Genomic DNA, 24,558 nt, shown 5'->3' on the forward strand with positions numbered 1-24,558 from the left:
TAAAATTTGAGGAGGAGAAAAAATGGAAATTAGCTTCAGTGAAAAAAAACGGATGGATAAAAATGAATTAAAAGCTCTTTATGAGGATGCAGAATGGTTCGCCTATACGCAGGATTTAGTGTTATTGGAAACAGCCTTGGCCCATTCACTTTACGTATTATCCGCTTGGGACGGATCGAAACTCGCAGGCTTGGTACGAGTGGTCGGCGACGGTCTTACGATTATCTATATCCAAGACATCCTCATACTCAAAAGCCATCAGAATCGTGGAATTGCCACCGAATTGATAGCACAGGTTATGGATAGGTATAAAACGGTACGTCAAAAAGTGCTGCTAACCGAAGAAGCACCGGACGTCCGTAATTTTTATGAAAAGAACGGATTTCAGTCATGTGACAGCGGGGAGCTTGTCGCATTTGCGAAGATGAGTTGACCCCATAGAAAAAAGCTTATTCGAAAAATTCGAATAAGCTTTTTTTTGCAACAATTCTTGCTTTATTCCCTTTAAACCATACTGTCGCTTCCGAAGAAATTGCGGAACATTTGGATGGTTGTATCACGGTTCATCGATGCGATGGAAGTTGTTAAAGGGATGCCTTTAGGACAGACTTCCACACAGTTTTGTGCCATGCCGCATTCCTGTATACCGCCTGGCCCCATCAGTAAATTCAATCGCTCATCTTTATTCAAGGCACCCGTTGGATGCGCGTTCATCAAGCGTACTTGGGAGATCGGGGCTGCCCCAATATAGTCGGATTTATCGTTGACATTTGGGCACGCCTCCAAACAGACCCCGCATGTCATGCATTTGGATAATTCGTAAGCCCATTGGCGTTTGCGTTCCGGCATGCGCGGACCTTCACCAAGCTCATAGGTTCCATCAATGGGAATCCACGCCTTCAATTTTTTTAAGGTGTCGAACATCGTGTTCCGATTGACTATCAAATCACGAATGACCGGGAATTTTTTCATTGGCTGCAGCCGAATAGGTTGTTCCAGCTGATCGACTAACGCGGTACAGGATTGGCGTGCATAGCCATTGATGACCATCGAGCAGGCTCCACATACTTCCTCCAGGCAGCTCATTTCCCATGCGACTGGTGTGGTTTTTTCCCCTTCCATATTTATCGGGTTGCGCCGAATTTCCATTAAGGCAGAAATCACATTCATATTCAGGCGATACGGCAATTCGAATTTCTCCCAGTAGATTTTTCCTTTGGGTACATTTCGGCGTTCAATCTCGAATATGACTGTTTTCGCTCCTTCACCCACAACAAATCCACTCCTTCTTTGGTTTGAAGTACCTTAATCATACCATATTTATCAGAATATTTTGAAATTATGATATAATAAAGAAAGAGGTATCCGTCTGTAACTGAACGGATCTTATTACACCTTTTAGGCATAAATGACAAATCGAGGAGGAAATAAAATGAGAAAGCAACATCAAGCTGCTTTAGACCGCTTTAATGCAGTGGACCGGATGATTAATGAAGGCTTAGGCAGCGGTACAATCAATCCTGCCTATGCAAATGCTCATTTAAAGTTGAAAGAGAAACAGGAAGCGCAGCTACTTGCCGCTTTACAGCACGCTCCCTTGGAAAAGAAGGGAAAATAATAAATGAGCATGGTTCTTCGCAAGCGAAGAAGTCTGTGAAAAAGACGTCTATCCACTATCAGGCAAGGTTGGGGATAAACGTCTTTTGTTTGAGCGGTTTTAATTAACATCTTCTATTGTCAGTTCTTGTTCTGGTGAAATGCTCACGTATTCGTATATTTCTTCTCCGTCCACCACATTGCGATAACCTACTTCAGCTGTGTGGTAATTGATGGACTCGCCGTTTAGCTCTTGTTGGATTGTTTTGCTTTGCTGCAGCATTTGATCTTTCGTCAATTCGCCTTTATCAATTTCCAGCATGATAAGCATCGGCTTTGGCGTTTCGAGCTCCGGTGTCCATTTGTCGGCTCCGTCGTGATAAACTTCTACATCTGTAGATACACTTTCAACTTCTGGAACTTTTTTCTGGAGAAGCGTCAGAATGTGCTCCTCTGCCTGTGCATTTAACTTGCTTGATGCCTCTTTATCGATCTTGGAAAAATGGATGGTATCTCCCAGGATTTCGTACGGCTCCATAGCGGAAACATAGATTTTATAAGTGGTTTCAACCGCGGCGGAATCCTGCTCGACTACTGTAAAGCGGAACGTAGCATCGCTCCAGCCATAGTCTGCCGACTGCTTGATCTTATAGTCCATATCCGGATAGTTTTCTTCCAAATACGCTTCCAAGCTTTCCTTCGCCTTGTTTTTTTCGATGGGATTTCCGCTCATCTGAATGTAAGCAAAAATCACGGCGCCAATCAATAAAACCGCAATTCCGCCGTATAATAGTTTCTTTTTCATGATCAATGTTCCTCTCTTATTTTAAGGATGCAAAAGCCGATGGCGATTCCGATAAACGTAAACACGAGATGGACAGTTAAAGAAAACAGTGATAATTGCAGAGCTTCCGAAAAGCTCTCCGCATAAAATTCGCCGAACCAGTCCGTCATGTAAAGCAAGCAATTCCAAATGAAATTCGGGACGCCTGCAAGCAAAACGGCAACAAGCACCGAACGATAAAACAGGTAAGTCGCCGCTCCTAAAATGGCATAGGTCAGGATAAAAGTTTTGTTGTCATTTATGATGGTCGTGCTCATTGCAAGTATAAAGGCGATGGCCACGAAGAAAATTTGGATCGTTGTTAAACGCACGGTTATTTTCTGGATCATTTTCTTTGAAGAAGCCCCCGGTTTTACGTGTGCAGGCAGCGGAATTTGCGACTGCTCCGCAATTCGGCGGCATTCTTCACAGCTTTGCACATGCTCTTCCAGAAATTTTTTCGTTTCCTCTTGAAGCAATTCCTCTTCGTATAAAGGCAGCAAATCCTGTACGATTGCACAATCTTTGTTCATAAAGTCACCTCCATCATTTTTTGAATCCTCAATTTCAACCGGTGAAAAGTAACGCGTGCGTAGTTTTCGGATTTGCCGATCAGCACGCTAATTTCTGCAAAGCTCAATTCTCCGTATATCCGCAGAAGTAAAATTTCCCTCGCCGCATCATCGAGTTTCGAGATATGATGCAGCAGCATTTTTGCATCTTCATTGATTTCCGTTAACTCTTCGACCGAGTGGATGTCTGCTTCCGGAATCGCTGCTAGCTTTTCCATCAAATTTTGCTGATATTTGTTTTTGCGGTAAAACTTTTTCAAGAGGTTGTTCGCAATGGCGAACATCCATGTCGATAAAGTGGACTCGCCATTGAATGACGCAATATTTTTGCACGCCTCGTAAAACGTATCGTGGCAGAGATCCTGTGAGGTTGCCCGATTGCCTGTTTTGGCGTAAAAGAATGCATAGATTTTCGGTTGGATTTCTTCATACTCCTTTTCAAGCTGGTTCATGGCGGCCCTCACTTTCCCTGTTCTTAGTATTAATACCTTGGCCTTCTATTTCGTTACAATTATTTTAAAATTAATTTTCCTTCTATCATTTCAACGATTTCTCTAGAATAAAGTTTTAAAAATGTTTTGTATACCCTAGCCCAAAAAGAAAAGGAGTAATCCCAAATCACTCTTGGGATTACTCCTTTTCTCTAATTCCTTTGATGGTCCAGATCTTACATTTCTAAATCTAAGAAAGCATATGGCAATAATTCTTTTAGCTTTAATTCCAATATTTCTTTCTTCTCATTCGTTAAATAAACCGGCATTTCAGGCGAGAAAAACTCCGCCATAACCTGTCTGCAAATGCTGCAAGGCGGAAGGTAGTCTTCCGTGTTCCCCGCTACTGCAATCGCCTGGAAATCGCCTTTTTTGTATCCTTGCGCTACGGCTGTGAAAATAGCGGTTCTCTCAGCGCAATTTGTGGCGCCTAAAGACACGTTCTCCACGTTTACGCCGTTGATAACGGTTCCATCTTTCATCAATAAAGCGGCTCCTACCGGAAATTTCGAATAGGGAATGTATGCTTTTTCTTTCATCCGCGAGCGCTTTCCATCAATTGTTCTTTATTCATAATCTCCATCCTTTTCATAGAAGAATGAACTTTTCACAGTTCCCTGGACGCCAACACACAGTTGGCAGGACTATTGATTTTACAGTCTATTGGAAAAATAGTCAATTGTGTTAAAGCTTATTTGCTTTATTTTTTTGCAGCTTACTGAAGGTTAATTTCATTTAACTAAATAAAAAAGTGAAACTTCCAGATAATTCTATACGTAGTAGACAGTAGAAAGAACTTCTTCATGAGGCAGTGATTTTATATAAAAATCATACTTCTGAAAGTCTGAAAGCAATTGGATTTTTGGAAGGATCATACTGATTGATTAAAAAGATTCAAAATTCGATGCTATTACACCAATCGGTTACGTAGGAATTTTTAAAACAAGAGTAAACGCAGCGTCCAACCAAAGGAGGAATTTCAATGGCTTATGCAGTTGGTTTTATTGCGATAATAATTATCTTCGGTTTGCTGGCAGATCGGCGCTCTTCTGAACAAGCGAAATTCAGAAAAACCAAATCCTCGACTTCCAGTAGTTCGAGTGATTATCATGGAGACTACGAGGAAAAAGACAATAGATGGGGCAGTGAAGATTCGAGTCATTACGACGGCGGATCCGATGGAGGATCTGATGGTGGCGGCGGTGGCGGTGATTAATTCCACTCTTTTTGTCATAGGATAACTAAATTTTGTGAAGAGATCACTGGATCATAGCTGATTGAGGTCTGGAGAAAATCCATCCTATCATAGAAATATAAAGAACCTTTTACATTTGATCATAAAAAAGAACCGTTCGAGACAGTTCTCAAAGAAAAAGATATTCAATTATTCAAGAGATGCCACACTTTTCTCATCAAACCTTCTGCTCACTACCGATTTTTTATCCATATCTACAAATAGGACAAGATTTCCTTTGGATGGGGTTTCCGTATGGTTGTAAGTAACTTTGTAAAGAATTTTTTTCGAATAAGCGGGATCAATTACACTTTTGATGTAATCATCCACTGCCGCGATTTCCACTTCTGAATCTTTTGGGCTTATTGGAATCAACGATTCCTCCTCATCTGTTAAATCATTATAGGCAACAAGCTGAATCGGCTGTTCAGGCGGACCTAAGCCTGAGTCATACCAGCTCCAGGCACCTGCAACTAATGCAGTGAGAATGAGGATGTGGACAATCGGGTTGTTTTTCACTATGTAAGACCTCCTTTATTCCGATTAGACATTAAAACTCTGAAGAAAGTTTCAACTTAACTTTCCCACTGAAAAAAGGAAATGTTTGGTATAATGGATTTCTATCAAACTAGACGGAGGCAATCCATGGACTTTATCAACTCTTTAGACCCTTTCCTGTTTCAGCTCGTCATTCTTCCTGTTGTAGTCATTGGGTTAGGCATCGTCGTATCTCTCGTAACCGGAAAGATTTTTGTCGGTCCATTGGTCACGCTTCTATTAAATCTGGCGTTTGAAACTTGGTATTTCACTAGCTACGATTTTGACGTAGGGCTCTATTACTCTCCTTGGAACCTAATACTGCCCGCTATCTCACTGGTTTTTTGCTGGATTGTTGTATCTGTTAGAAAACAAATCATTAACGTAAGACAGGCGGACGTATAATAGCCGCCTGTCTTTATTTTTCTTCATGATTAATGAGCTTCAAGCAGTTTCGTCTGCAATCCGTCCTGATCTTCAAATTGAATCGAGCCGATCTTCCCTTCCTCTGGTACCATGGCATTCCCCGCGAAATTGAATTCTTCGGTTTCTGCTTTGTTTGTATAAGTCACCTGGAATGTGAAATCGTATAAAGTCGGCTCCTGTTCATTCTGCGTAACTTCGATAGCGGCCGGCATCAGTTGATAATCCCCTTCATAAACACTGTACATAAAAGCAGGAGCGGTATTGATGAAATTCACGTAGCCGTTATCCGTGAAATACCCCGCATAAATTTCTTCCATGTATGCCGTAAACTCTTGATATACCGGCTCTTCCATCAATGCATCAAAATTTGCAGGATCTTTGATCTGGCTTTGCGCGATCATCGTCGCCTGCCGCAGCTTCCGGTAATCATTATCCGGCGCCGTAAACTCCTTTTCAATCACCGCTTGAACCGCTTCTCTATTGCGATCTATCTCTTCTGTCGCATCCGGAACTTCCGTTTCTTTTTCTACCGCTTTCGGCGAACATCCCGCGATGAATAAACCTACCAGACTTAATAATAAGAATGTCCTGATCGTATTTTTAACAAACCCCTTTGTAAACATATCCATCCATATCCCCATCTCTCTTTTCACCTCTTTTTAATACGTAAAAATTTCTATAAAGATTCAGAAAATAAAAAAAGAAACGGTTTATCGCGGACCGTTTCTTCACTGAAATAAGTTCTAAGACCAGACAGAAATAATATATTTTAAAACCTTATGACGGAATAAAACAAAAGGCGTGATAATCGCTGCAAAACCGGCAACAAAAAAACCGATGGCGTAAAACTGAATATCACTCGTAAGGACTCGATCATTTATTTCAAAGAAAAGAAAATACACACCGATGCCTGCCCCGTCCACGTGCTTCATGCTATCGAGTAAATGGAACCCCTCTCTCATTAATAGAAATGCAAGGACAAAAAAGAAGAAAAATCCGCCTATCTTTACCAATTTGTGATGGACTATATGTGCATTCTGCATGCTAATTCCTCCAAATCTTGAGAGTGGTTTCATCTAATTGTATTTATAGGCATATTGGTATCCTTACAGGTAAATCTTTTGAGAAAAGAGCTGTGAAATCTTTACAGGCAACTTTCACATCCAATAAAAACTCTATTGTTTTAGATGAAAATGAAACTTTCTTAGATATAACCAGTATAGTAGGGTAAGGAATTATAAATTCCATTATTCAATGTATCCGGAATTTTAAAAGCTTCTGTTCTAAAATCATTAACGAATTTGGGAAGGATGAATAAAATGGATAGTCTAATGAAAAAGAGAGTAAAAGGCATTTTGATTGATACCGTATTTTCCACAGCTGTGTCTGCGGCAGTGGAGCAAGTTGTGAAGAAGAAAATAAAAAACAGCTTTGTCCAAACGGTTGCAGCACCGGCTCTTGCATTATACGGATTGGAATACGCACAGCTGCGCAGAAGCGGCCAGACCATCGGGCAAAAAGCTGCGGGCATCAAAGTTCAAAGTGAAAACGGAGGAGAACTGACGCCTGAACAGATTATAAAACGAATGGTTCACCGTGATACCATCAGTTCTCTCCTGTATTTTAAAGATCGAAAAACATACAATGCCTCAAGCGGCGCGAAATTCCCGCATGACGTGTATGCAGAAACCGTTGTAAAAGAAGTCTAAAATGGATGAATACATAGAGGTTGTCTCAAAAGTCTTGGAAATGACTTTTAGGACAGCCCTTTTTATTTTATATAAGTATTGGACACCTGATTAAAATTCCCTAGCACAAAACTGTTCCTCTACTATATAACCGCGCGCTCTCCACTTACCTCTTGGAGTCGAATTTCCTTTCGATTTCACGAAATTCACGGCTACCCGCTGCGAGAGGTTCCGGCTCATCTTTTCTCGCGATGAAATTGATCAGACCTGCACATAAAGCGAACAGGAAAGCTCCTTGCCAACTGATTGAGATCGTTTCCATGAAATGGTCAATAGCGGCAATTAACCCGAAAGTTGAAGCTGTTTGCAGCACAAACGCCAGCCACCCTCTACTCGAATGGATCATATTCAGCGACTTTAGCGCTTTTGGCACAGCATTTGCGATAAGCGAAATTGGCAACTCCAAGAACAGATAGATGACAAAGAAAAATATCAAAGCATGAATCGAATCATATTGGAAACCAAGAAGTTTTAACAAGATGTATTCAAAGAATGCAAATCCTGCTGCTATTACCAGAACAATTCCTAGGGTGATGCCAATTGGGATGAATTTTTTTATCGGTATCGCCTCCTTCTTATTCTTCAACTCGGTAGAAGTTTCCTTCTCCCATTAACAATGAGAAGTAATGGGAAACTTAAAGTGCCCCTCCTGCTGCTGATAACCGCTCATCAATTTAACATTTCCCATTCTCTTTCTCTCCGTTTCTCCTGAATTGCTTATCATTCAATCCTACATTGTTCTTCAAACGTACCAGTTTTCACTGAAAATTAATATACGAAAAAACTTCGCAGCTCTCACAAAGAGGGTGCGAAGTTTTTTCATGCCGTCAATTGCTGTTTCTCACGATATTTTTGACACCTAGGTAAGTGGCATAAAAATAGCCTCCATAAATGACTCCTACCAGCAAAGAACCGACGATGATATTTTGGTAACTAATATTTAATAATTCTCTGAATCCACTTATGCCGACGATGGTATGGATAACCGCTATGCTCAATGGCAGCATGAAATAGATAAAAGTTTGTTTCCAGATGACACTGTTGATCATGTTTTCCGTGACGCCGATTTTCTTCAGCGACTTATACCGCTCCAGGCTGTCACTCGCATCCGATAATTGCTGCAATGCCAGCACCGCTGCACAGGTGATGATGAAAATCAGTCCTAAGAACAGCCCGAGGAAAACAACGATTGCAGCAGGAGCATTCCGATTATCCAAGTATTGCTTCCATGTTTCGCCACTAGCTGAAACGGAGAAATAGCTTTTGTATTTCCCTGACTCTAAGTCTTTGAAAAAAGTCGAGAATTTCTCTTCTGATTTTCCAGAATCGGCTTTACCGTATACCACATTAAAACGCGTCGACTCTAACTGCATGTTTTCCGTAACTTCATCCGGAACAATCAGGTATAGAAAGTCGCCGACTAATGGGACTCGGAGATCCTCTTTTGCAGGGGACTCGTTTTTGATAGCAAAAGCTTTGTCTTCCAAGATAAAAGGTTTTTTATTTTCCTGGTATTCCGCCAATGCTATTTCCACCGGCTCAGAGTCCGACACTACAAAGAGCTCATTCTCCTTTAGCTCAATAGGCTGTTGCCCCATCAGCTCCCGGAGTGCATTATAATCCGAAACTTTAAGAACAGAACTCATCATGAACCCAGCTTCTAATTCCAGCTGCTCCTGTTCATTTAAATAAGCGGCCAACAATTCCTCTAGCGGCACTTCCAGTTCATAAGCGTCGTAGAAGACATGCTTCTCATCCGCTTCAAACTGGAACTCGATTGCGTTCAAGTATTCTTCCATATTACCCGCTTCACTCTCTGAAGATAGGTAGCCGGACGCATCAAAAGGCGATCTATCTGCCGACTTCTCGTCGATGCTTCCTTTTACATTAAAAGCAATAAACAGGAAAGTGACCGTCAAAAAAAGCAGCAGCGAAATAACGGTCATCGACAGGAAATTCGTATTTACTTTATTATTGATCTGCCTTAATACAAATAGGTTGATGTCTTTCAAATACACCCGTTTGCTTTTCCGCACAATCTGAATGAAAAAATTGGAAAGGCTGAAGAAATACAGCAGGGTTCCAATGCCACCCAGCACAACAATGATAAGCAGTTCAATTTTATCAGCAGCCATGCCTTTCGTCAGAAACAGATTGTAGGCGATCATTAACAGCGCCACCGATAAAAAGAAGATCAAAATAGAAGCAAACGCATTCTTTACCTTTACCTCTTCGTTTTTCTTCGCTGCATACAGCAAATCAATCAGTTTGTATTTCGAAATGGTAAATTGATTGAAAATCATGACCAAGGTATAAATGATGCCAAAATAGATCACGGTTTTGCCGATGGCCTCCATCGAGACGACGAATTTGTATCTCCCGAGATCTGCCGACAAAATATTAGCTGTAATGACTGCCATGCCTTGGGATACGATAATTCCAAGTACCAGTCCAACTAAAAGAGAGAGAACGCCGATCAATAGCGTTTCGAGAATCAAGATGCTCGAGATTTTCCCTTTTGACATGCCCAGCGTAATGTAAACGCCCATTTCTTTTTTCCGCTTTTTTATGAGAAAGTTATTCGCATAAATAATCAGCCAGCCAAGCACAAAAGACACAAACACCGACATGCCCGTCGTAAAATAATTCAAGTTCAGCATAAAATCTTTATCTTGATTCATTTCCAGCATGATATTTTGATCTTCAAGTGAATTGAAGCTGTAAAATACGCAAATGGCCAAGGTCAGCGTCAGAAAATAGATGGAATAATTCTTAAAGCTTTTTTTCACATTATTAACGGCTATTTTAGAGAACATTGCTCATATCGCCTCCAAGCAAAGTCACCACTTCAATGATTTTGTTGAAGAATTCCTTTCTTGTGTCAGTGCCGCGGACAAGTTCGTTGAACACCCGCCCGTCTTTGATAAAAAGAATCCGGTTTGCATAGCTTGCCGTAAACGAATCATGGGTAACCATGATGATTGTGGAGTGAAAATCCCGGTTCAGCTTTTCAAACGAATCCAACAGCAATTTCGAAGAATTGGAGTCCAAGGCACCCGTCGGCTCATCGGCTAAAATCAGGGAAGGCTCCGTCACCATCGCTCTTGCACAAGCTACGCGCTGCTTCTGCCCGCCAGACAATTGAAATGGATACTGGTTGAGCACTTTGGCAATATCCAGTTTTTCTGCCACGTCTTTGATCAGTTGATCGATTTCGTTTGCTTCCGCTTTTGGATTGTCAGGGCGAGCGCAATGTTTTCATACGCAGTCAATGTATCCAGGAGGTTGAAATCCTGGAAGATAAAGCCCAGTTCATCCCGTCTGAATTTTTCCAGAGCCTTTCCTTTCAGCTTCGTGATGTTTTTTTCATTGATTGTGATGTTCCCCGTAGTGATATTGTCTACAGTCGAAATGCAGTTCAGAAGCGTGGTCTTGCCGCTGCCGGAAGGGCCCATGATTCCTAAGAATTCCCCTTTTTTCACTTGGAAGCTGATATTATCAATCGCTTTCGTGACATTTCCTTTGTTGCCGTAATACTTTTCAATTTTTTCTACACTTAGTATGTTTTGCATCCTTTTTCCTCCATTAGCTTCACGTCTGGACTGGCTTTGGCCTCCTTTTATCTGTTTACAGAAGCCTTTCTTATTTGTATCTTATCAATTGCCAGTTGGAATGCGTATTTGTTTTGTTATTATTTAAGTTACATTCCTGCAAGATTCGACAGAAAAACGGATTTACAGCCGATGCTATGCATGAGCCATAAATCCGTTTTTATAAGACTTCTCTGTATTAAGTGGCGCTTCCTAAAGGAAAAACGATGCTGACGGTGGTGCCTTTTCCGAGCTCGGAACTCAAAGCGATTTCAAGGCCAAGCTGATCTGCTAACTTTTTGCATAAGTAAAGGCCGATGCCCGTAGATCCCCCGAACTTCCGTCCATTTTCTCCTGTAAATCCTTTTTCAAAAACCCGCTCTTGGTCCTTTTCAATAATCCCGATGCCGTTATCTTTTATGGAAAGGACCAGATTGGTTTTATTTCGAACCGTCTCAAACTCCACTTTTCCATTTTGTCCCTGTATGTATTTAACCGCATTTCCGATTAATTGGTTCAAGATGAATTCCAGCCATTTCGCGTCACTGTAAACGGCGCCTTCTACGGACTCGATATCAACCGCAATCCCTTTGCTGATAAAGTCCCGTGAATTCCGCTTGATCACTTTCCTGATCAAGTCAGGCAGCGCCACTTCTTTGATCAGGTAATCCTTGCTGACCTGGTTGCTCCGCGAATAATAAAGAACTTGTTCAATGTATTCTTCAATTTTTTTATTTCATCGCCAATGTTTCGTGTCGTGGGGTTTTGATTGTTTTCGATGATCAACCGTGTAGAGGCAATTGGCGTCTTGATCTCATGCACCCAGGTTTCGATATATTCCCGATACTCATTTTCCCGGTCGCGGTAACTTTTCACATGCTCGTGCATGTCTTTATTCACCTCGCCCAGCACCTCATATAAAAGCTTCCCTTCAATATGGCTGGGTTCCTCCATGATTTCAGAGAGCAGGTATTTTTTATCCGAATGGTCCAAAATGCTGGTTAACTCGTCATACAAAGTTTTCTGTTTGAAGAATTCAATGGTGATATAGGCAAGCAGGGGAAGAAACCAGATGCAGCACATCAGAAAAATGAAAGCACCTTCCATTTTAATCAAGAGCATAAGCCCGCTCACTAAAGTGAACAATATCACATTAAACAGCAGAAATGGCAGCTTATCGCTGATGTATTCTTTTAAACTCATGGCAGTATATATCCGAGGCCGCGTCTTGTTTCGATATTTTTCTGCATGCCCAGGCCTTCCAGTTTCTTTCTTAATCTGGTTACGTTTACGGATAAATTATTATCATCGACAAAAGCATCTGCGTTCCACATAAAGTCCATAAGGTCGTCCCTTGAGACAATCTTGCCTTTGCTTTTATATAAACACGAAAGAATTTTGAGTTCGTTTTTCGTCAGCTCGGCTGTTTCCCCTTTATATGAAACCGACCCGTTCGATAAATTGAGTTTCAAATCGTTGTAAACGTGGACATCCTGAATCGCTGCTCCCTGCATTCTTTTCAAGATGTTCTCAATTCTCGCTAAAAGGATTTGCGTATTATACGGTTTGGTGACAAAATCATCAGCGCCCAAATTCATGCTCATCAATTCATCCATTTCATTGTCCCGGCTCGTTACCACGATAATCGGCACATTGGATTCTTTGCGGATTTCCCGGCAAATATAATATCCGTCGAATACAGGCAAGTTAATGTCCAATAGGATGAGATCCGGTTCTTCTTTCAGCGTATCCGAAATGATCTGTTCAAAATTCGTTGGTGCTACTGCCTCGTAGCCGTATCTCAGCAAAAAAGTTTTCAGTTCTTCTCTGATTTTTTCTGTATCTTCGATAATTACTATTTTCGGCATGGGTTCACTTCCTTACGGATATTTAAATGAGTTGGTCATTGCCGAAGAGAAATTCAGCAAAATGGAATGCTCTTTTCTGGATTCTTTTACACTTATACCATGAGCCTTCATTTATAACAATATCTGCAAAATGGTCCATATTTCAATTGCATTGGATTTTACTCACAAAAAACCACCTTGCTAGTTGCAAGGTGGTTTCTCTCTTTTATAAATCCGATCCTTCATACACTTCTGCATGCGAGTAACTGTTTTTCCTATCCAAACGGTAGCTTGCGTAGGCTAGACCAGAAGCTGCCAAAGCACATAAACCGCCAACCCAAGCGAGATCGGCATAGCTGCCATTTGCCACTGTATACCCGCCCAATGTTGCCCCAAGTGCAATGCCAATATTAACCGCAACCGGGGTCAAAGAAGACGCGAAATCTTTCGCTGAAGGGAAATAGACGACAGCCAAGTTCATCAAATACAATTGAATGGTCGCATTCATCGCATAAATCATCACAGCCATCAACATCAGGCTGATCAATCCCATAAAAGTGGATTCCATCGTGAAATACAAAGAACCTAAAATTAGCGCCTGGACAAAAAAAACAAAGCGAAGTTTGCTGATGCCGTTCTGGCTGGCAATTTTTCCTGCCAATACGTTACTAAGGATGGAAAAGGCTCCGTAAGCCAGTAAGATCGCACTCACATAGCTTTTGGAAACACCCATGCCTTCTTCCAATATCGGTGTGATATACGTGTAAATCGTATATGTCCCTGCAATGGAAAATGTCGGGATAAAGAAAGCCAAAATCATCCGCGGATTAGACAGCAAAGCCAGTTGTTCTTTGGCCGATGCTTTCGCTACTTTTAGTTTTCTTGGGAGGATAAAAATACTCATCACCAAGCTGATGACTCCTAATGCTGTGGTGAACCAGAAAGTCAGCTGCCAATTTCCAAGCTGGCCGATCAAGGTCCCTAAAGGAACGCCGATGACATTTGAAATCGTAAACCCGGCAAAGATCAAAGCAATGATCGGCCCTTTTTTATTTTCCGGCATTATATCACTGGCAATGCTCATGGAAAGAGCCACTAATACGCCGCTGACCACAGCCGTAATGATTCTTGAAAAAATTAAAAGTTCATAAGATCCGGATAATGCACTGATAACATTCCCGATAATGAACAAAGAAATCAAGGTCAGCATCAATGGATACTTCGGAAACCGGCTGACAAAGGCCGTCAATAAAGGCGTCCCAATCGCATAAGCGATGGCGAATCCCGATACGAGGGTGCCTGCAGTTGCTAGGCTAATCTGCAAATCTGAAGAAACTTCTGTCAAAAGGCCGACAATCACAAATTCACTGGTGCCCATTACAAAAGTTAAAAGCGTCAGCGTGAAGGCCAATACTTTCTGTTTAGTGTTTAATCGTTCTTTTTTTACATCGGTGGTCATGAAAAATTCACTCCTAGTTGCTGATTTCCTTTATCATAAGAATGAATCTTTACATCCCCATTCAAAATAGATTACGAATATAGATATATCTAAAAATGTCGATATAAGAACTTAAAAAAAGACAAGGCGATGCGCTAAATTTCTTCTGTAATGAATTTCGCCACTTTCGCCAATGTCTCTTCATTTCGTCTGTAATAAGTCCATTGTCCGTAACGCACAGCTTCCAGCAAACCCGCTTTTTGCATAAGCGATAAGTAGTGGGAAACTGTTGATTGAGATAAATTCACTTTCTCTTGAATATCTCCTACACATACGCCGCCCTTAATACTTACCTCCTTCGGCAAATGCGCTTGCTGCACAGGAAAATTCTTCTCTGGTTCTCTTAGCCATTTCAAAATATTAAGCCGGGTTTCGTTCGACAATGCTTTAAATATATCTAACACATTTAAATTATCCATGTACCCATGGTATATCGATTTAATTCGATATGTCAATGCATTAGCTTTAAGAATTGTATTCTCCTAGTTTCTTTGACATACCTCACTTATAAAGGAACTTTACTGGTCAAAAGAGAATCTCTATTTATAAGCAAAAAAATTATGGCCAGAAAAGGATTTGAATGATGAGAAAGCCTGATTTAACAAAGAAGAGACTACATCCATTTCTAAAAGCGGCGTTGATTGCCTTCATCTTCATTTTTGCAGTCGTTGGATATGGAATCCATTGGGCCTTCTTCGATATGGGAAGGCTGCCCGACGGGGAATTTCTTACAGAGGAAACATCGCCGGATGGCCAGTATACCGTGAAAATGTATGTGGCCAATGGCGGAGCGACGACTTCTTATGCCGTTCGCGGGGAATTAGTATTCAACGAAAAGAACGGTAAATCAAAGAATATCTATTGGAACTACCGGGAAGAAACCGCCCATATCGTCTGGAAAGACAAAGATACTGTGGTGATCAATGGCAAAGAGCTCGATGTTCCAAAAGACACATTCGATTTTAGAAACCAGTAAATAAAACAGGAGGTTCAGCAAAGATGAAGGTTGTTCTCGTTTCATCCATCCTACTCATGATTTGCTTTTTGAGCGCTTGCCAAGAAGAATCTGCAAAACCCGCTTCAGAAAACAATTTGATTGAAGCAAAAACTCAAGAGATTCCGTCATCTCGTGACGGCCTGTCCCTCGAACTAGAGCAAAACGACTATCCGATTACGGAAAAAGAAATCACCGGCATCTATACGAACCATACAGAGCAAGAGCTTTCATACGGCAAGGGCTTCTCCGTTGAGAAGAATATTGAAGGCACCTGGTATTACCTTCAGTTCAATGAAGATTATGGAATTACGGATGAAGGCCACATCCTCCCGTCTGGTAAGGAGGTAAAAGAAACATACTCCCTCAACGAATTAGAGTCAGCCGTTGAACCGGGCAGGTACCGCGTCATCAAACGGTTCGGTGCTAGAGGCATCGCAGCGGAATTCAATTATTCGAGTCCGTAATGCTTTCTATGAATCCTTTTATTCTATTCATTTTTTTAGCTTCCGGTTTTCTATTCGGTATACTCAATTGGTTGTTCAAAAGGATTTGGATGCCTTCGGCTGACAGATTTAAAAAGATGCGATGAAAAGTGTGCATTTTTACAGATGTTCTTTTTCTATCACTTGGTATAGAACACTTGAGAAATGAAATGAAAACAGTAGGGTATCTATACATATTTGTAGCATTTATAGGTTTTCTAGTTGTGATTAGCGAATTGTTTTAGGAATAAGCTATTTGATTTTTTTCTTTAGTTCTGAATGTAACTTATTGTGAATTAAGTTACATTCGAAAATTGATTTTAAAACTTAGATTTAAAACATATTGAATAGAATTAATTATGTATGAGAAGAGAAAGAATACAAAAAATGGGCTTACTTCAATTGACTCAATTGCTTTATTTCAAGAGGCCAATAGCTAAAGTCTAATCCAACGTCTACTAAGGTCTTTAGATTTTCTTTTGTAATTTTAAAGGTTGTTTTACTTGGTGAAATGGGAACTGCCAATAGAACTTCACACCTGCAATTATATATTTCTTTTACATTAATAATTTGTCTTTCAGTTATGTTCATTTCAGTTAAGTACCATTTTAGTTTTTCAAATAATTTTTTAATTGCTGCATCGTGACTGTCGTTTAAGCCCTCAATTTCTTCTTTTTCCAAATAAAAAGAATGAGCCCAAAATGCATAAGAAGCTTTTCCGTATTGGCTGAAGAAGTTCGGTTCTCCTCTGTCGAAATGAAAAGTGGCTGAAGTATTCAGGAGCTCATTAATGTCTTGATGGTTGAAAACTTTGACATCTTTATCAGGTTCAGGATCTATAAAGGATTTTGGTTCAGAAAAAAAACAGAGACTTAAAATAAAATGCTGTAAATCCAAGAAATTCCTCCTATCTAACGAAGTAATGAGTAAATTCCACGATGGCTTTTGTTGTTATCCGTACGATAACAACTTGGCCCGTTTTTGTTACCTTATACAAATCAAATTTCGAGTCATATCCGTACTCGTCCTTTATACGATGCGCCGTACTTCCTGTTCGCGAAATATCAGAGGTAGTCATTCTTTTGATTCCTCCACAGGCTTGGATACTTACGTCTCCATCTTCAACTACAGTGAGTTCAATTCCTTCAACTGTTTTTTCTGAAATTGGTTCATAAATGGCTGAATCCCCTTCAGAGTGATTGTTAGATATAGAATATAAATCACAGGTAGGAAATGCTGCCGAAACTTGATTCATATTTGTGAACGAAAGAGTAACAAGCAACAAAGATAAGGTCAAAAAAACCGTTACAAATTTTTTCATAACGGACTCCTCCTAATCAGGGATTATTGAAAAAATACAAAAATATACAAAAATTCTTTTTACTACAACAACCTCCTACATTTTGTATTTTAAATATATTTTTAATAAAAGTAAAAAAGTTTTTTGAATATATAAAAAACTTAAAAATTATTATTAAAATTTAGATTTGAATGTAACATAATCCTAATTAAGTTACATTCAGAATCCTGATTCCATTGACTTCAGCAAAAAAACGAGCGAAACTGAAATTGCGAGAAAAAAGATACATTCAGATCGTTGATTCTCCTGCGTTCGCTTTTCCTTGGCGGCGCTCTTTATTTAAAAAAATCCCGATGGAAAATTTCCGTCGGTATTTTTTAAGACTTCCTATTTTTCATTTTTCTTTGCTAATTCGCGAATGGTATTTAAATTAAGCGTCCAAATCACGCTAATGATTATGTAATAAATTGCAATGACTGATAGATTATCTGTTAGGTTCATCCCAATCGGTTTTTCTGAAACGAAGTGTCCCCAAAGGATTCCAATTACCAGTAGCGATATAGGCGTGATAATATGTGCCATCGTATACATTAGTTTATCTAGTCTCAAAATTTCACCTCTTCCTGGAAGGAATTAGTATGGATCAACCGTGTTTCCATGTGCATTTACCGCCATAATAAATAAGTGTACCAGCTATTCCAACAGCATTTGTACCTACTGCGAACTTAACGAGTAGTTTTGCAGCCTCCTTATAGGCTTTCTTTTCTAAGTATGCCCATAACCCACCTTCAAGCGCAGCTGTGACAAGCGCTACACCAAAATGGTCCTTAATAGCACCTACCATACAGTCTTTCCAAGGTTGATTGGCAGCCAGTGTAATGGCTCCGGGTTGAACTTGCCAGACTTGGGCATCGACAGTTAACATTTTGATTTCATCTTTCACTTCTTTTCCAAATTCATTTTCGATCTTCTCGAAATCAAAGGTTCTTTCGCCATTTTCAATAATTAGAGCTTCTTCCATCAAAAATTCTAGTTGAGCTGCAAGTTCTTCAATTTGACGTTCTTCCTCAACAGTAAATTCTTCAGAAGAAGTGGCTACTTGGGCGTTGGCCTGAATTTGCAACGGTGAAATGGATGCTAGAAAAACAGAGAAAATTAGTGTGTACAATCCAACTGATTTTACTGTCTTGTTCTTTAAAAACATTTGAAAAATCCCTTTTTTTGGAAACTTTTACTTAAACAAAGTAACATTTTTATGAAAAATACAACCTTTAACTCTATTTTTAAGGAGTCTTCCTATATCAGTCTTTTTTAACTCTTTATCTTTAATATGAATTATGTCACTAGTGTTGCATTAATTGATTTTGAAGATTAGGAATTCATAAAACATTCAAAAACCGATGAAAACCAAAAGAAAAAGTCCTTTATAATGGAAAGGTCAGGTAGTTCCTGTCCAAATCCAATAAAAAGGACTCACGCATGGACAAGAATACACGAAAAACTTCATTTGGTAAATGGCTTCACGCCATTAATTTTGAGAAATTCAACGAAAACGTGAAAATTCACGGGCAAGACCGGTACACGAAAAAACTGACGACACAGGCGTATACGCTGCTGATGCTGCACGCGCAATTGACCGAGGCGGATAGTCTTCATGCGCTTGAAGCAGCGTTAACGAACGCCGATTTTCAGCGGGCGGTTGGCGTGAAGTCCATCAGTGTGTCGCAGCTTTCCCGTAAAAACAACAAGTTGGATCCAGCGATTCTGTCGAATCTTTTCCAGCAGCTGGTCAGCCAGATTGCCGCGCAAAAGCGAGCGCCGAAAAAGGGCATGTTGTTAAAAATCATTGATTCCACGACACTTCCTTTGAATGTGAACCATTTCAACTGGGCGGAATTCCGAAAAACCAAAGCGGGGATCAAACTGCATCTGCGACTGGTTTACGATGAATACGGAACGCATTATCCGGACAAAGAAGTCATGACCCATGCCAAGGAATCCGATCGCAATCAGCTGGAAGTGCTGGTGGACGACAAGGAAGCCATGTATGTTTTTGACCGCGGCTATATCGACTATGAACGCTTTGATACCTTCACAGATGACGGCATCTTTTTCGTTTCCCGATTGAAAAACAAAGCCGTCATCCATTCAGTCGAAACATTTGAACTTCCGGAAGAAAGCGATGCTGTTTCCGATTCGATGGCATTCGTGGGAAACGCCACCAATTGTACAGAAAATGTCTTCCGAATTATCGTTCTCCCAGATGGAAAAGGCGATGTGTTGCGTCTGATCACCAACCGCTTCGATATTTCCGTAGAGGAAATCAGTGATATTTACCGGAACCGTTGGGCCATCGAACTGTTCTTCAAATGGCTTAAGCAGCACGTGAAAATCAAGCATTTTTATGGTCAAAGCGAAAACGCCGTGAAAAACCAGGTGTACCTTGCTTTGATTGCCTACTGCTTGAACGTGCTTGTTCAAATGGACACGAACAGTAGAGTGTCGATCTTACGAATTTCGCGTGTACTGGTCGCCAACCTTTGGAAAAATCCCCAGTACTGGCTTCGGAAAATCGGAAGTGAAAAGGTTCCGTAACAAGCTGTTCTGTCATTGTCGCCTCTGCCGAAATGTATAAATTTACCAAATGGACAGTGCTACCTTTATTCGGGTGCTTCCCTTTTTGGCAAAAATAATTGAAACGTTGTGACTGAATATTTCGTCATTATTTATGCAACACTAGTGGAATTATGTGAAGAGAAACTAATGATTTTGTGTTTATTCGTAAATCAATTTAAAATGCGCCGAGTAGCCGGGGCTTTCCGAACCTATTATCTCTCTATTCAACTCCAAATCCTTCGTAAGGCTCGCTTAAAACCACTTTTCCATTCGCCGGGTTCACCAACAAATAAATTTGTTCGCGTTCTGGTGATTGCCCGGTGAAAAAGTAGGCACTGTCCGCTTCAAAAGGATTCCAGGAGTTGACGGGCAGCGTCGGAACCGTCGTCGCCTCCACTTGTTCCAGCTGATAGCGACCTGCCGCTTTATATTGAGCCTCCTGTTGTGTGAGTGCCGGGAGGGCCAAGTAAATGGCCAGTGCCAGTATTAGCAGGAAGCCAGCATAAGTTATATACCGCTTCTGCGGTATCAAATATTTGAAAATAAGCACATGCAGCACAATTAGGACAATCGGCAAACTTAAATTCATTACGTTACGGTAGAGTTGGTCATTGAGAATGATCAAAGCTATGAGCATTCCACCTGATAGGAGAACTCCTCCTTTGTAACTTCCTAACCCTTCCCTTACCTCATCCTTTTCCCTGTCCATCTTTTTCCTCCCGTTACATTGGCTCCTCTTGTTAAATAAGTGAAATGCCGAATTCGTCAATCAAATCTTTAAAAGCCGGCCGATGGTTTCCATCCCGTCCAATTACCGCTTCTGCTGTCACGATTGAATTCAACACAGCTTCTTCTGTCGCTTCGCCTACTGCCCGAAAAGCGATATCCATTTCTTCCTCATGGATTTGCTTAATTTCCAAAAGCTGCGAAGGTTTCTCATGCGGAATTTTCGTCGCTGTCGAAAAGCCGATGGCGATTTCGCCGCTGCCGTTCGTAATGATTGAACCGGTTCGCGACAAGCCGGCCACTGAACGTTTGAGAACCCGGTTCAGTTGCCGTTCCGATACCGGGAGATCGGTCGCCACGATAATCATAATGGAGCCTTTGTCTTCTTCCTTATGGGAATCAAGCATCGCTTTTTTCATTTCTTCGCCTACCGCTTTGCCTTTGACCAACAGATCGCTTAAAATACCGAAGTTCGATAGCACCAAAACACCGATTGTGTAATTTCCGTTCGCCAATTCCATGAGGCGCGAAGCGGAACCGATGCCGCCTTTCAGCGAATAGCAAAGCATCCCTCTTCCTGCCCCAACCGCCCCTTCTTCAAATTCAGCTGACGTCTTTTCCAGCGCTTCGCGTACATGTTCCGGCTTTACGTGTTTCGCCCGGATGTCATTTAAGAACATATCGTTGCATTCCCCGATTACCGGATTGACCGTTCCTGTGGTCCGTCCAATTTCCGGATTTTGCTCCATCATGTAATCGATTAACGTATCGGCTGCCACTCCGATGCCTAAGGTGTTCGTTAACAAAATCGGGGTCTCCAATGTACCGAGTTCGGCCATCTGGATTGCGCCCATCGTTTTTCCAAAACCGTTGATCACATGGCTCGAAGCAATCAGTTTTTCTTTAAAAAGATTTCCGGGATGCGGCACGATGGCTGTAACTCCCGTCTGCATATTTGCACCGCTGAGCGTCACATGCCCGACTGTAACACCTTCTACATCGGTGATCGCATTTCGCGCTCCTGTTTTGAGGCGGCCGATTTCTACACCGTAATCGCGGATTCTTTTTTGATTAAACATCTCATTCCCTCTTTTCTTGTTTCAGATTTCCCTCTCTATCTGTGCAATATTTATTGATAATTTTGTTCATCTGGAATCGTATAGAGCAGAACCTCATTTTTAGAGTGGCAGACTGAAAGGAACTGACCACTTTCTTGTGGCCCCAGCCCCCTAAGCTGGCCTTGCCCCTTGCCAATTGACTGGATTTGCGTGTTGCCGATTTCCCACCTGTATAATACTTCTTCTGAACCTGCTCCTTTAACGAAATAAGCTATATTTCCTCTGACAGAAATAGCAGTTGAGCTATGCAAACCTTCCGGCACCTCATAAGATGTGAAGTTTCCAGCATCAACTTGGACCAAAGGGAACTCGGTGTAAGGAAATAACCAAATGGCGGCTCCTTTCCCTTTCACTAATCCGTAGCAATCGCTAATAAATGGAGCTTCCGGCAAATCTGAATGGTAGCTGAAAACTGAGTTCCCCTCAAAATCAAATAGCACAAGCCCTTCAGTCGAAGGCCCTTCTTCTTTAAAAATACCTTCATCAAAATAACTGATCCATATCCCTTCTGCCCCAATAACTGCATCGGCAATGCCATCACCCACGTTAAAGGAAGAGTAAATACTGCCATCTTTTTTCAGGATAAAAGCATTTTGCCTATCTGCATCATTTCTGGTATCGATTAGCAAAATTCTTTCTTTATCCACCCACCGGACAGTAGGATAACTCATATTTACAGGAATTTCTGAAGAAGAGCCGTCCCAAAGTATAAATATTTTCTGCTTTCTTTTTACCAAAAGCACCAATCCATATTTGTCTTTCCAATCAGCGTCATATAGTCTATAAGAATTCAATACTGCTTCTTTTTCACTTAATAATACCTCTGTATGTAATATTGTATTCAAGCGGATCCCCCTATTATCTTAATTATAAATCTTCTCCCCTAAATATACGTAGTACGAGTGAAGATTGCCAGCACGTCTCAAAAACCATTGAATTTCTCCACCGATAAATTCAACTAAAAATGGAGAAAAAAGAAGCTAGGCCCATTGCTCAAAAGGAAAAGGACAGCATGAAAAAGAAGAAACCCCGGCCTTGCAGTTTCTTCTCTTTCCACCGAATTATTGGATTAACTTATAGTAAATTTCCACTTGCCGGCTGGTTTCAATGGTCCGGATTTTCTCTAAGTTGATTTCAAGCTCTTCCAACTGCTCAAAAAGCCGCAGCCCTTTTCCAAGAAGGATCGGCGCGATTGCGATTTGCAGTTCCTCGACAAGTCCGGCTTTCAGCGCTTGCCGGAAAACATCCGCACCGAGAATGAGCACATCTTTTTCTCCTGCTGCCGCTTTTGCCTGCTGGACTGCGCTTTCAATCCCATCGGAGACAAAGGTAAACTTTAATTGGCCGTTTTCTTTCGGGTGCGTTACCGGTGGATGATGGGTCATTACGAAGATTGGCACTTGAAACTCATAATTGTCTGCGTAGGCATCCGGTTCGCCTAAATCGAATGTCCGGCGACCAAGAATGACCGATCCCGTTCTTGCCATCATGTCATTGATTTCTTTGTTCGGTTCAAAGCTGGCATACAGTTTGTCCATTCCTCCGTTCCGGTCGTTCACAAAACCATCAAGCGACATGATCATTCCAAAACAGACTTTTGCCATCCTGCTTCCTCCTTAAATTTTATTAAATAAAAGATTATCGATCGCTGCTTTTAGAATTTTCTTTATTTTAATTCCTTTTCGTTTAAAATAATAGTTTAGTGGTTCTATTAGTTGGAATCATAGTTCAGAAAGGAGATCAACATGAAAATCATTAAAGGTGCTTATAGTGACGCCAAAGTTTTTACAGATAATATCGATGAAGTGACGGTGTCTCAAATAGAAGGTTTTTTGAACGAGGAACTAACGAAGGAAGCAAATGTACGTATTATGCCGGATTGCCATGCTGGAAAAGGTGCGGTTATTGGTACAACCATGAAAGTGACTGACCGTGTCGTTCCGAATTTAGTAGGCGTAGATATTGGGTGTGGAATGCTTTGTGTAGAAATTAAAAAGGCCGATGTGGATTTTGCGAAACTGGATGCAGCTGTCCAGACGCTCGTTCCTTCCGGCCAATCGATTCGACAAACCGCTCATGAATATATTAGCCACATCGACCTTGAGAAAGTGTTGGCCAACTTTTCAAAAGAAGCAGCCGCTCTTTCACTCGGCACGCTTGGCGGAGGCAATCATTTCATTGAAATGAACCAAACAGAAGATGGCCGCCTGTTTATGGTCATCCATAGCGGCAGCCGTCATTTAGGTGTACGCGTTGCGAATTACCACCAGAAAAAAGCCATTGAAAGCCTGACAAGCGATAAAGAAGGATTAAATGAAATGATTGCCCAGCTAAAAGCTGAAGGACGAGAGCGGGAAATTCAAGCCGCGATGAAATCTTATAAATCTGCGAAGCCGATCATTCCGAATGATCTTGCTTATCTACAGGGTTCCCTCATGGAAGATTATTTCAACGATTTAAAGATTGCCCAGAGTTACGCCAAATGGAACCGGGCAGCGATGATGCAGGTGTTGTTGGAAGCGATGAATTTTGAAGAAGCTGGGCGCATCGATACCGTCCATAATTATATTGACTTGGACCATATGATTTTGCGAAAAGGCGCCATTTCAGCAAGAAAAGATGAACTTGTGCTGATTCCCATCAATATGCGCGATGGCTCCCTTCTTGCTAAAGGCAAAGGCAACGACGACTGGAACCAGTCCGGACCGCATGGCGCTGGCCGCATTCTGTCCCGGACGAAAGCCAAAGCGCTGCTGCAATTGGATGATTTCACCGATACGATGAAAGGCGTCTACACGACAAGCGTGAATCAGGACACCCTTGACGAGTCGCCATTCGCATACAAACCGATGAATGAAATTATCCAAAACACGCAAGAAACCATCGAGATCCAGTCCATTCTAAAACCTGTCTATAATTTCAAGGCAGCGGAATTCCAAGGCTGGAGAAGAAAATGA

The 24,558-nt window shown here is 41.2% G+C and carries 28 protein-coding genes and 3 pseudogenes; 9 read left to right on the forward strand and 22 right to left on the reverse strand.

All coding sequences use genetic code 11. The features are described from left to right. The first annotated feature begins 22 nt into the window (after positions 1–22). Positions 23–433, forward strand: a complete 411-nt coding sequence (locus L0M13_RS16565) for a GNAT family N-acetyltransferase (RefSeq protein WP_235197532.1) — start codon at positions 23–25, stop codon at positions 431–433. 71 nt (positions 434–504) lie between these two features. On the opposite strand, the gene sdhB is transcribed toward L0M13_RS16565, so the two are convergent. Beyond that, positions 505–1,272 carry a succinate dehydrogenase iron-sulfur subunit gene (gene sdhB, locus L0M13_RS16570; RefSeq protein WP_235197533.1) on the reverse strand — a complete coding sequence of 256 codons (768 nt, stop codon included), beginning with the start codon at positions 1,270–1,272 and terminating at the stop codon, positions 505–507. Positions 1,273–1,432: 160 nt separating this feature from the next. Between sdhB and L0M13_RS16575 the strand changes: the two genes are divergently transcribed. Then, positions 1,433–1,618: a hypothetical protein gene (locus L0M13_RS16575; RefSeq protein WP_235197534.1), complete on the forward strand. Its 186-nt coding sequence runs from the start codon at positions 1,433–1,435 to the stop codon at positions 1,616–1,618. Positions 1,619–1,717: 99 nt separating this feature from the next. Here the strand turns inward: L0M13_RS16575 and L0M13_RS16580 are convergent, their stop codons facing one another. From L0M13_RS16580 to L0M13_RS16595, 4 genes and pseudogenes are all read right to left on the reverse strand, one after another. Beyond that, positions 1,718–2,401 carry a YfjL-like protein gene (locus L0M13_RS16580; RefSeq protein ID WP_235197535.1) on the reverse strand — a complete coding sequence of 228 codons (684 nt, stop codon included), beginning with the start codon at positions 2,399–2,401 and terminating at the stop codon, positions 1,718–1,720. Positions 2,402–2,403: 2 nt separating this feature from the next. Further along, the gene (locus L0M13_RS16585; protein WP_235197536.1) at positions 2,404–2,952 is read right to left on the reverse strand and encodes a zf-HC2 domain-containing protein; all 549 of its coding nucleotides are present in this window, start codon (positions 2,950–2,952) and stop codon (positions 2,404–2,406) included. After that, complete coding sequence (locus L0M13_RS16590; protein WP_235197537.1) at positions 2,949–3,443, reverse strand: RNA polymerase sigma factor; 495 nt, start codon at positions 3,441–3,443, stop codon at positions 2,949–2,951. The genes L0M13_RS16585 and L0M13_RS16590 overlap by 4 nt, the downstream gene beginning before the upstream one ends. Positions 3,444–3,658: 215 nt before the next feature. Next, a pseudogene (locus L0M13_RS16595) lies at positions 3,659–4,056 on the reverse strand (cytidine deaminase). 408 nt (positions 4,057–4,464) lie between these two features. On the opposite strand from L0M13_RS16595, the gene L0M13_RS16600 reads away from it, so the two are divergent. After that, positions 4,465–4,698: a hypothetical protein gene (locus L0M13_RS16600; RefSeq protein WP_235197538.1), complete on the forward strand. Its 234-nt coding sequence runs from the start codon at positions 4,465–4,467 to the stop codon at positions 4,696–4,698. A gap of 168 nt (positions 4,699–4,866) precedes the next feature. Here L0M13_RS16600 and L0M13_RS16605 read toward each other — a convergent pair whose 3' ends face one another. Next, positions 4,867–5,235, reverse strand: coding sequence for a hypothetical protein (locus L0M13_RS16605; RefSeq protein WP_235197539.1), 369 nt, complete (start codon positions 5,233–5,235; stop codon positions 4,867–4,869). 126 nt (positions 5,236–5,361) lie between these two features. Between L0M13_RS16605 and L0M13_RS16610 the strand changes: the two genes are divergently transcribed. Next, positions 5,362–5,658: a DUF2651 family protein gene (locus L0M13_RS16610; protein ID WP_235197540.1), complete on the forward strand. Its 297-nt coding sequence runs from the start codon at positions 5,362–5,364 to the stop codon at positions 5,656–5,658. A 29-nt stretch (positions 5,659–5,687) separates the two neighbouring features. On the opposite strand, the gene L0M13_RS16615 is transcribed toward L0M13_RS16610, so the two are convergent. Together L0M13_RS16615 and L0M13_RS16620 are read right to left on the reverse strand one after the other, a co-directional pair. Further along, positions 5,688–6,308, reverse strand: coding sequence for a hypothetical protein (locus L0M13_RS16615; protein WP_235197541.1), 621 nt, complete (start codon positions 6,306–6,308; stop codon positions 5,688–5,690). A gap of 114 nt (positions 6,309–6,422) precedes the next feature. After that, complete coding sequence (locus L0M13_RS16620) at positions 6,423–6,722, reverse strand: hypothetical protein (protein WP_235197542.1); 300 nt, start codon at positions 6,720–6,722, stop codon at positions 6,423–6,425. A gap of 276 nt (positions 6,723–6,998) precedes the next feature. Between L0M13_RS16620 and L0M13_RS16625 the strand changes: the two genes are divergently transcribed. Next, on the forward strand, positions 6,999–7,388 hold the full coding sequence (locus L0M13_RS16625) for an RDD family protein (protein ID WP_235197543.1): 390 nt from the start codon (positions 6,999–7,001) through the stop codon (positions 7,386–7,388). A gap of 145 nt (positions 7,389–7,533) precedes the next feature. Here the strand turns inward: L0M13_RS16625 and L0M13_RS16630 are convergent, their stop codons facing one another. From L0M13_RS16630 to L0M13_RS16660, 7 genes and pseudogenes are all read right to left on the reverse strand, one after another. Further along, a complete protein-coding gene (locus tag L0M13_RS16630; protein WP_235197544.1) occupies positions 7,534–8,013 on the reverse strand; it encodes a YrvL family regulatory protein in 480 nt (159 codons plus the stop codon). 241 nt (positions 8,014–8,254) lie between these two features. After that, positions 8,255–10,243: an FtsX-like permease family protein gene (locus L0M13_RS16635; protein WP_235197545.1), complete on the reverse strand. Its 1,989-nt coding sequence runs from the start codon at positions 10,241–10,243 to the stop codon at positions 8,255–8,257. Beyond that, positions 10,233–10,999 (reverse strand): annotated as a pseudogene (locus L0M13_RS16640) (ABC transporter ATP-binding protein). Before L0M13_RS16640 ends, L0M13_RS16635 begins: the two are co-directional and overlap by 11 nt. Before the next feature lie 217 nt (positions 11,000–11,216). Continuing rightward, positions 11,217–12,220, reverse strand: a pseudogene (locus tag L0M13_RS16645) (sensor histidine kinase). Next, positions 12,217–12,885: a response regulator transcription factor gene (locus L0M13_RS16650; protein ID WP_235197546.1), complete on the reverse strand. Its 669-nt coding sequence runs from the start codon at positions 12,883–12,885 to the stop codon at positions 12,217–12,219. The pseudogene L0M13_RS16645 and the gene L0M13_RS16650 overlap by 4 nt, the downstream one beginning before the upstream one ends. A 205-nt stretch (positions 12,886–13,090) precedes the next feature. Continuing rightward, the gene (locus L0M13_RS16655; RefSeq protein WP_235197547.1) at positions 13,091–14,323 is read right to left on the reverse strand and encodes an MFS transporter; all 1,233 of its coding nucleotides are present in this window, start codon (positions 14,321–14,323) and stop codon (positions 13,091–13,093) included. A 134-nt stretch (positions 14,324–14,457) separates the two neighbouring features. Further along, positions 14,458–14,781: an ArsR/SmtB family transcription factor gene (locus L0M13_RS16660; RefSeq protein WP_235197548.1), complete on the reverse strand. Its 324-nt coding sequence runs from the start codon at positions 14,779–14,781 to the stop codon at positions 14,458–14,460. A 164-nt stretch (positions 14,782–14,945) separates the two neighbouring features. Between L0M13_RS16660 and L0M13_RS16665 the strand changes: the two genes are divergently transcribed. Together L0M13_RS16665 and L0M13_RS16670 are read left to right on the forward strand one after the other, a co-directional pair. Then, positions 14,946–15,338 carry a DUF5412 domain-containing protein gene (locus L0M13_RS16665; RefSeq protein WP_235197549.1) on the forward strand — a complete coding sequence of 131 codons (393 nt, stop codon included), beginning with the start codon at positions 14,946–14,948 and terminating at the stop codon, positions 15,336–15,338. 23 nt (positions 15,339–15,361) lie between these two features. After that, positions 15,362–15,823, forward strand: coding sequence for an immunoglobulin-like domain-containing protein (locus L0M13_RS16670; RefSeq protein ID WP_235197550.1), 462 nt, complete (start codon positions 15,362–15,364; stop codon positions 15,821–15,823). Between the two features lie 411 nt (positions 15,824–16,234). Here the strand turns inward: L0M13_RS16670 and L0M13_RS16675 are convergent, their stop codons facing one another. The 3 genes from L0M13_RS16675 to L0M13_RS16685 all read right to left on the reverse strand — a co-directional run bounded on the left by L0M13_RS16675 (position 16,235) and on the right by L0M13_RS16685 (position 18,345). Then, the gene (locus L0M13_RS16675) at positions 16,235–16,738 is read right to left on the reverse strand and encodes a hypothetical protein (protein ID WP_235197551.1); all 504 of its coding nucleotides are present in this window, start codon (positions 16,736–16,738) and stop codon (positions 16,235–16,237) included. A gap of 10 nt (positions 16,739–16,748) precedes the next feature. Continuing rightward, entirely contained in the window at positions 16,749–17,162 is a 414-nt protein-coding gene (locus tag L0M13_RS16680) for a hypothetical protein (RefSeq protein WP_235197552.1), read from the reverse strand. A 622-nt stretch (positions 17,163–17,784) separates the two neighbouring features. Then, the gene (locus L0M13_RS16685) at positions 17,785–18,345 is read right to left on the reverse strand and encodes a hypothetical protein (RefSeq protein ID WP_235197553.1); all 561 of its coding nucleotides are present in this window, start codon (positions 18,343–18,345) and stop codon (positions 17,785–17,787) included. A 275-nt stretch (positions 18,346–18,620) separates the two neighbouring features. On the opposite strand from L0M13_RS16685, the gene L0M13_RS16690 reads away from it, so the two are divergent. Then, positions 18,621–19,736 (forward strand): IS4 family transposase, encoded by a 1,116-nt coding sequence (locus L0M13_RS16690; protein WP_235196374.1) that lies wholly within the window; start codon positions 18,621–18,623, stop codon positions 19,734–19,736. Between the two features lie 241 nt (positions 19,737–19,977). Here the strand turns inward: L0M13_RS16690 and L0M13_RS16695 are convergent, their stop codons facing one another. From L0M13_RS16695 to L0M13_RS16710, 4 genes are all read right to left on the reverse strand, one after another. Continuing rightward, positions 19,978–20,466, reverse strand: a complete 489-nt coding sequence (locus L0M13_RS16695; RefSeq protein ID WP_235197554.1) for a hypothetical protein — start codon at positions 20,464–20,466, stop codon at positions 19,978–19,980. Between the two features lie 31 nt (positions 20,467–20,497). Further along, a complete protein-coding gene (locus L0M13_RS16700) occupies positions 20,498–21,562 on the reverse strand; it encodes a DmpA family aminopeptidase (protein ID WP_235197555.1) in 1,065 nt (354 codons plus the stop codon). 50 nt (positions 21,563–21,612) lie between these two features. After that, positions 21,613–22,446 carry a TetR family transcriptional regulator gene (locus L0M13_RS16705; protein WP_235197556.1) on the reverse strand — a complete coding sequence of 278 codons (834 nt, stop codon included), beginning with the start codon at positions 22,444–22,446 and terminating at the stop codon, positions 21,613–21,615. Between the two features lie 216 nt (positions 22,447–22,662). Further along, positions 22,663–23,205, reverse strand: coding sequence for a dihydrofolate reductase family protein (locus L0M13_RS16710; RefSeq protein WP_235197557.1), 543 nt, complete (start codon positions 23,203–23,205; stop codon positions 22,663–22,665). 141 nt (positions 23,206–23,346) lie between these two features. On the opposite strand from L0M13_RS16710, the gene L0M13_RS16715 reads away from it, so the two are divergent. Then, entirely contained in the window at positions 23,347–24,558 is a 1,212-nt protein-coding gene (locus L0M13_RS16715; protein ID WP_235197558.1) for an RtcB family protein, read from the forward strand.

The sequence above is a fragment of the Planococcus sp. 107-1 genome (assembly GCF_021513255.1).
GTDB lineage: Bacteria > Bacillota > Bacilli > Bacillales_A > Planococcaceae > Planococcus.

Coding starts and splice junctions, on each gene's coding strand:
- L0M13_RS16565 (WP_235197532.1), top strand. CDS start 23: ATGGAAATTAGCTTCAGTGAAAAAAAACGGATGGATAAAAATGAATTA.
- L0M13_RS16575 (WP_235197534.1), top strand. CDS start 1,433: ATGAGAAAGCAACATCAAGCTGCTTTAGACCGCTTTAATGCAGTGGAC.
- L0M13_RS16580 (WP_235197535.1), bottom strand. CDS start 2,401: ATGAAAAAGAAACTATTATACGGCGGAATTGCGGTTTTATTGATTGGC.
- L0M13_RS16585 (WP_235197536.1), bottom strand. CDS start 2,952: ATGAACAAAGATTGTGCAATCGTACAGGATTTGCTGCCTTTATACGAA.
- L0M13_RS16590 (WP_235197537.1), bottom strand. CDS start 3,443: ATGAACCAGCTTGAAAAGGAGTATGAAGAAATCCAACCGAAAATCTAT.
- L0M13_RS16600 (WP_235197538.1), top strand. CDS start 4,465: ATGGCTTATGCAGTTGGTTTTATTGCGATAATAATTATCTTCGGTTTG.
- L0M13_RS16610 (WP_235197540.1), top strand. CDS start 5,362: ATGGACTTTATCAACTCTTTAGACCCTTTCCTGTTTCAGCTCGTCATT.
- L0M13_RS16615 (WP_235197541.1), bottom strand. CDS start 6,308: ATGGATATGTTTACAAAGGGGTTTGTTAAAAATACGATCAGGACATTC.
- L0M13_RS16620 (WP_235197542.1), bottom strand. CDS start 6,722: ATGCAGAATGCACATATAGTCCATCACAAATTGGTAAAGATAGGCGGA.
- L0M13_RS16625 (WP_235197543.1), top strand. CDS start 6,999: ATGGATAGTCTAATGAAAAAGAGAGTAAAAGGCATTTTGATTGATACC.
- L0M13_RS16635 (WP_235197545.1), bottom strand. CDS start 10,243: ATGTTCTCTAAAATAGCCGTTAATAATGTGAAAAAAAGCTTTAAGAAT.
- L0M13_RS16650 (WP_235197546.1), bottom strand. CDS start 12,885: ATGCCGAAAATAGTAATTATCGAAGATACAGAAAAAATCAGAGAAGAA.
- L0M13_RS16655 (WP_235197547.1), bottom strand. CDS start 14,323: ATGACCACCGATGTAAAAAAAGAACGATTAAACACTAAACAGAAAGTA.
- L0M13_RS16660 (WP_235197548.1), bottom strand. CDS start 14,781: ATGGATAATTTAAATGTGTTAGATATATTTAAAGCATTGTCGAACGAA.
- L0M13_RS16665 (WP_235197549.1), top strand. CDS start 14,946: ATGAGAAAGCCTGATTTAACAAAGAAGAGACTACATCCATTTCTAAAA.
- L0M13_RS16670 (WP_235197550.1), top strand. CDS start 15,362: ATGAAGGTTGTTCTCGTTTCATCCATCCTACTCATGATTTGCTTTTTG.
- L0M13_RS16680 (WP_235197552.1), bottom strand. CDS start 17,162: ATGAAAAAATTTGTAACGGTTTTTTTGACCTTATCTTTGTTGCTTGTT.
- L0M13_RS16685 (WP_235197553.1), bottom strand. CDS start 18,345: ATGTTTTTAAAGAACAAGACAGTAAAATCAGTTGGATTGTACACACTA.
- L0M13_RS16690 (WP_235196374.1), top strand. CDS start 18,621: ATGGACAAGAATACACGAAAAACTTCATTTGGTAAATGGCTTCACGCC.
- L0M13_RS16695 (WP_235197554.1), bottom strand. CDS start 20,466: ATGGACAGGGAAAAGGATGAGGTAAGGGAAGGGTTAGGAAGTTACAAA.
- L0M13_RS16700 (WP_235197555.1), bottom strand. CDS start 21,562: ATGTTTAATCAAAAAAGAATCCGCGATTACGGTGTAGAAATCGGCCGC.
- L0M13_RS16710 (WP_235197557.1), bottom strand. CDS start 23,205: ATGGCAAAAGTCTGTTTTGGAATGATCATGTCGCTTGATGGTTTTGTG.
- L0M13_RS16715 (WP_235197558.1), top strand. CDS start 23,347: ATGAAAATCATTAAAGGTGCTTATAGTGACGCCAAAGTTTTTACAGAT.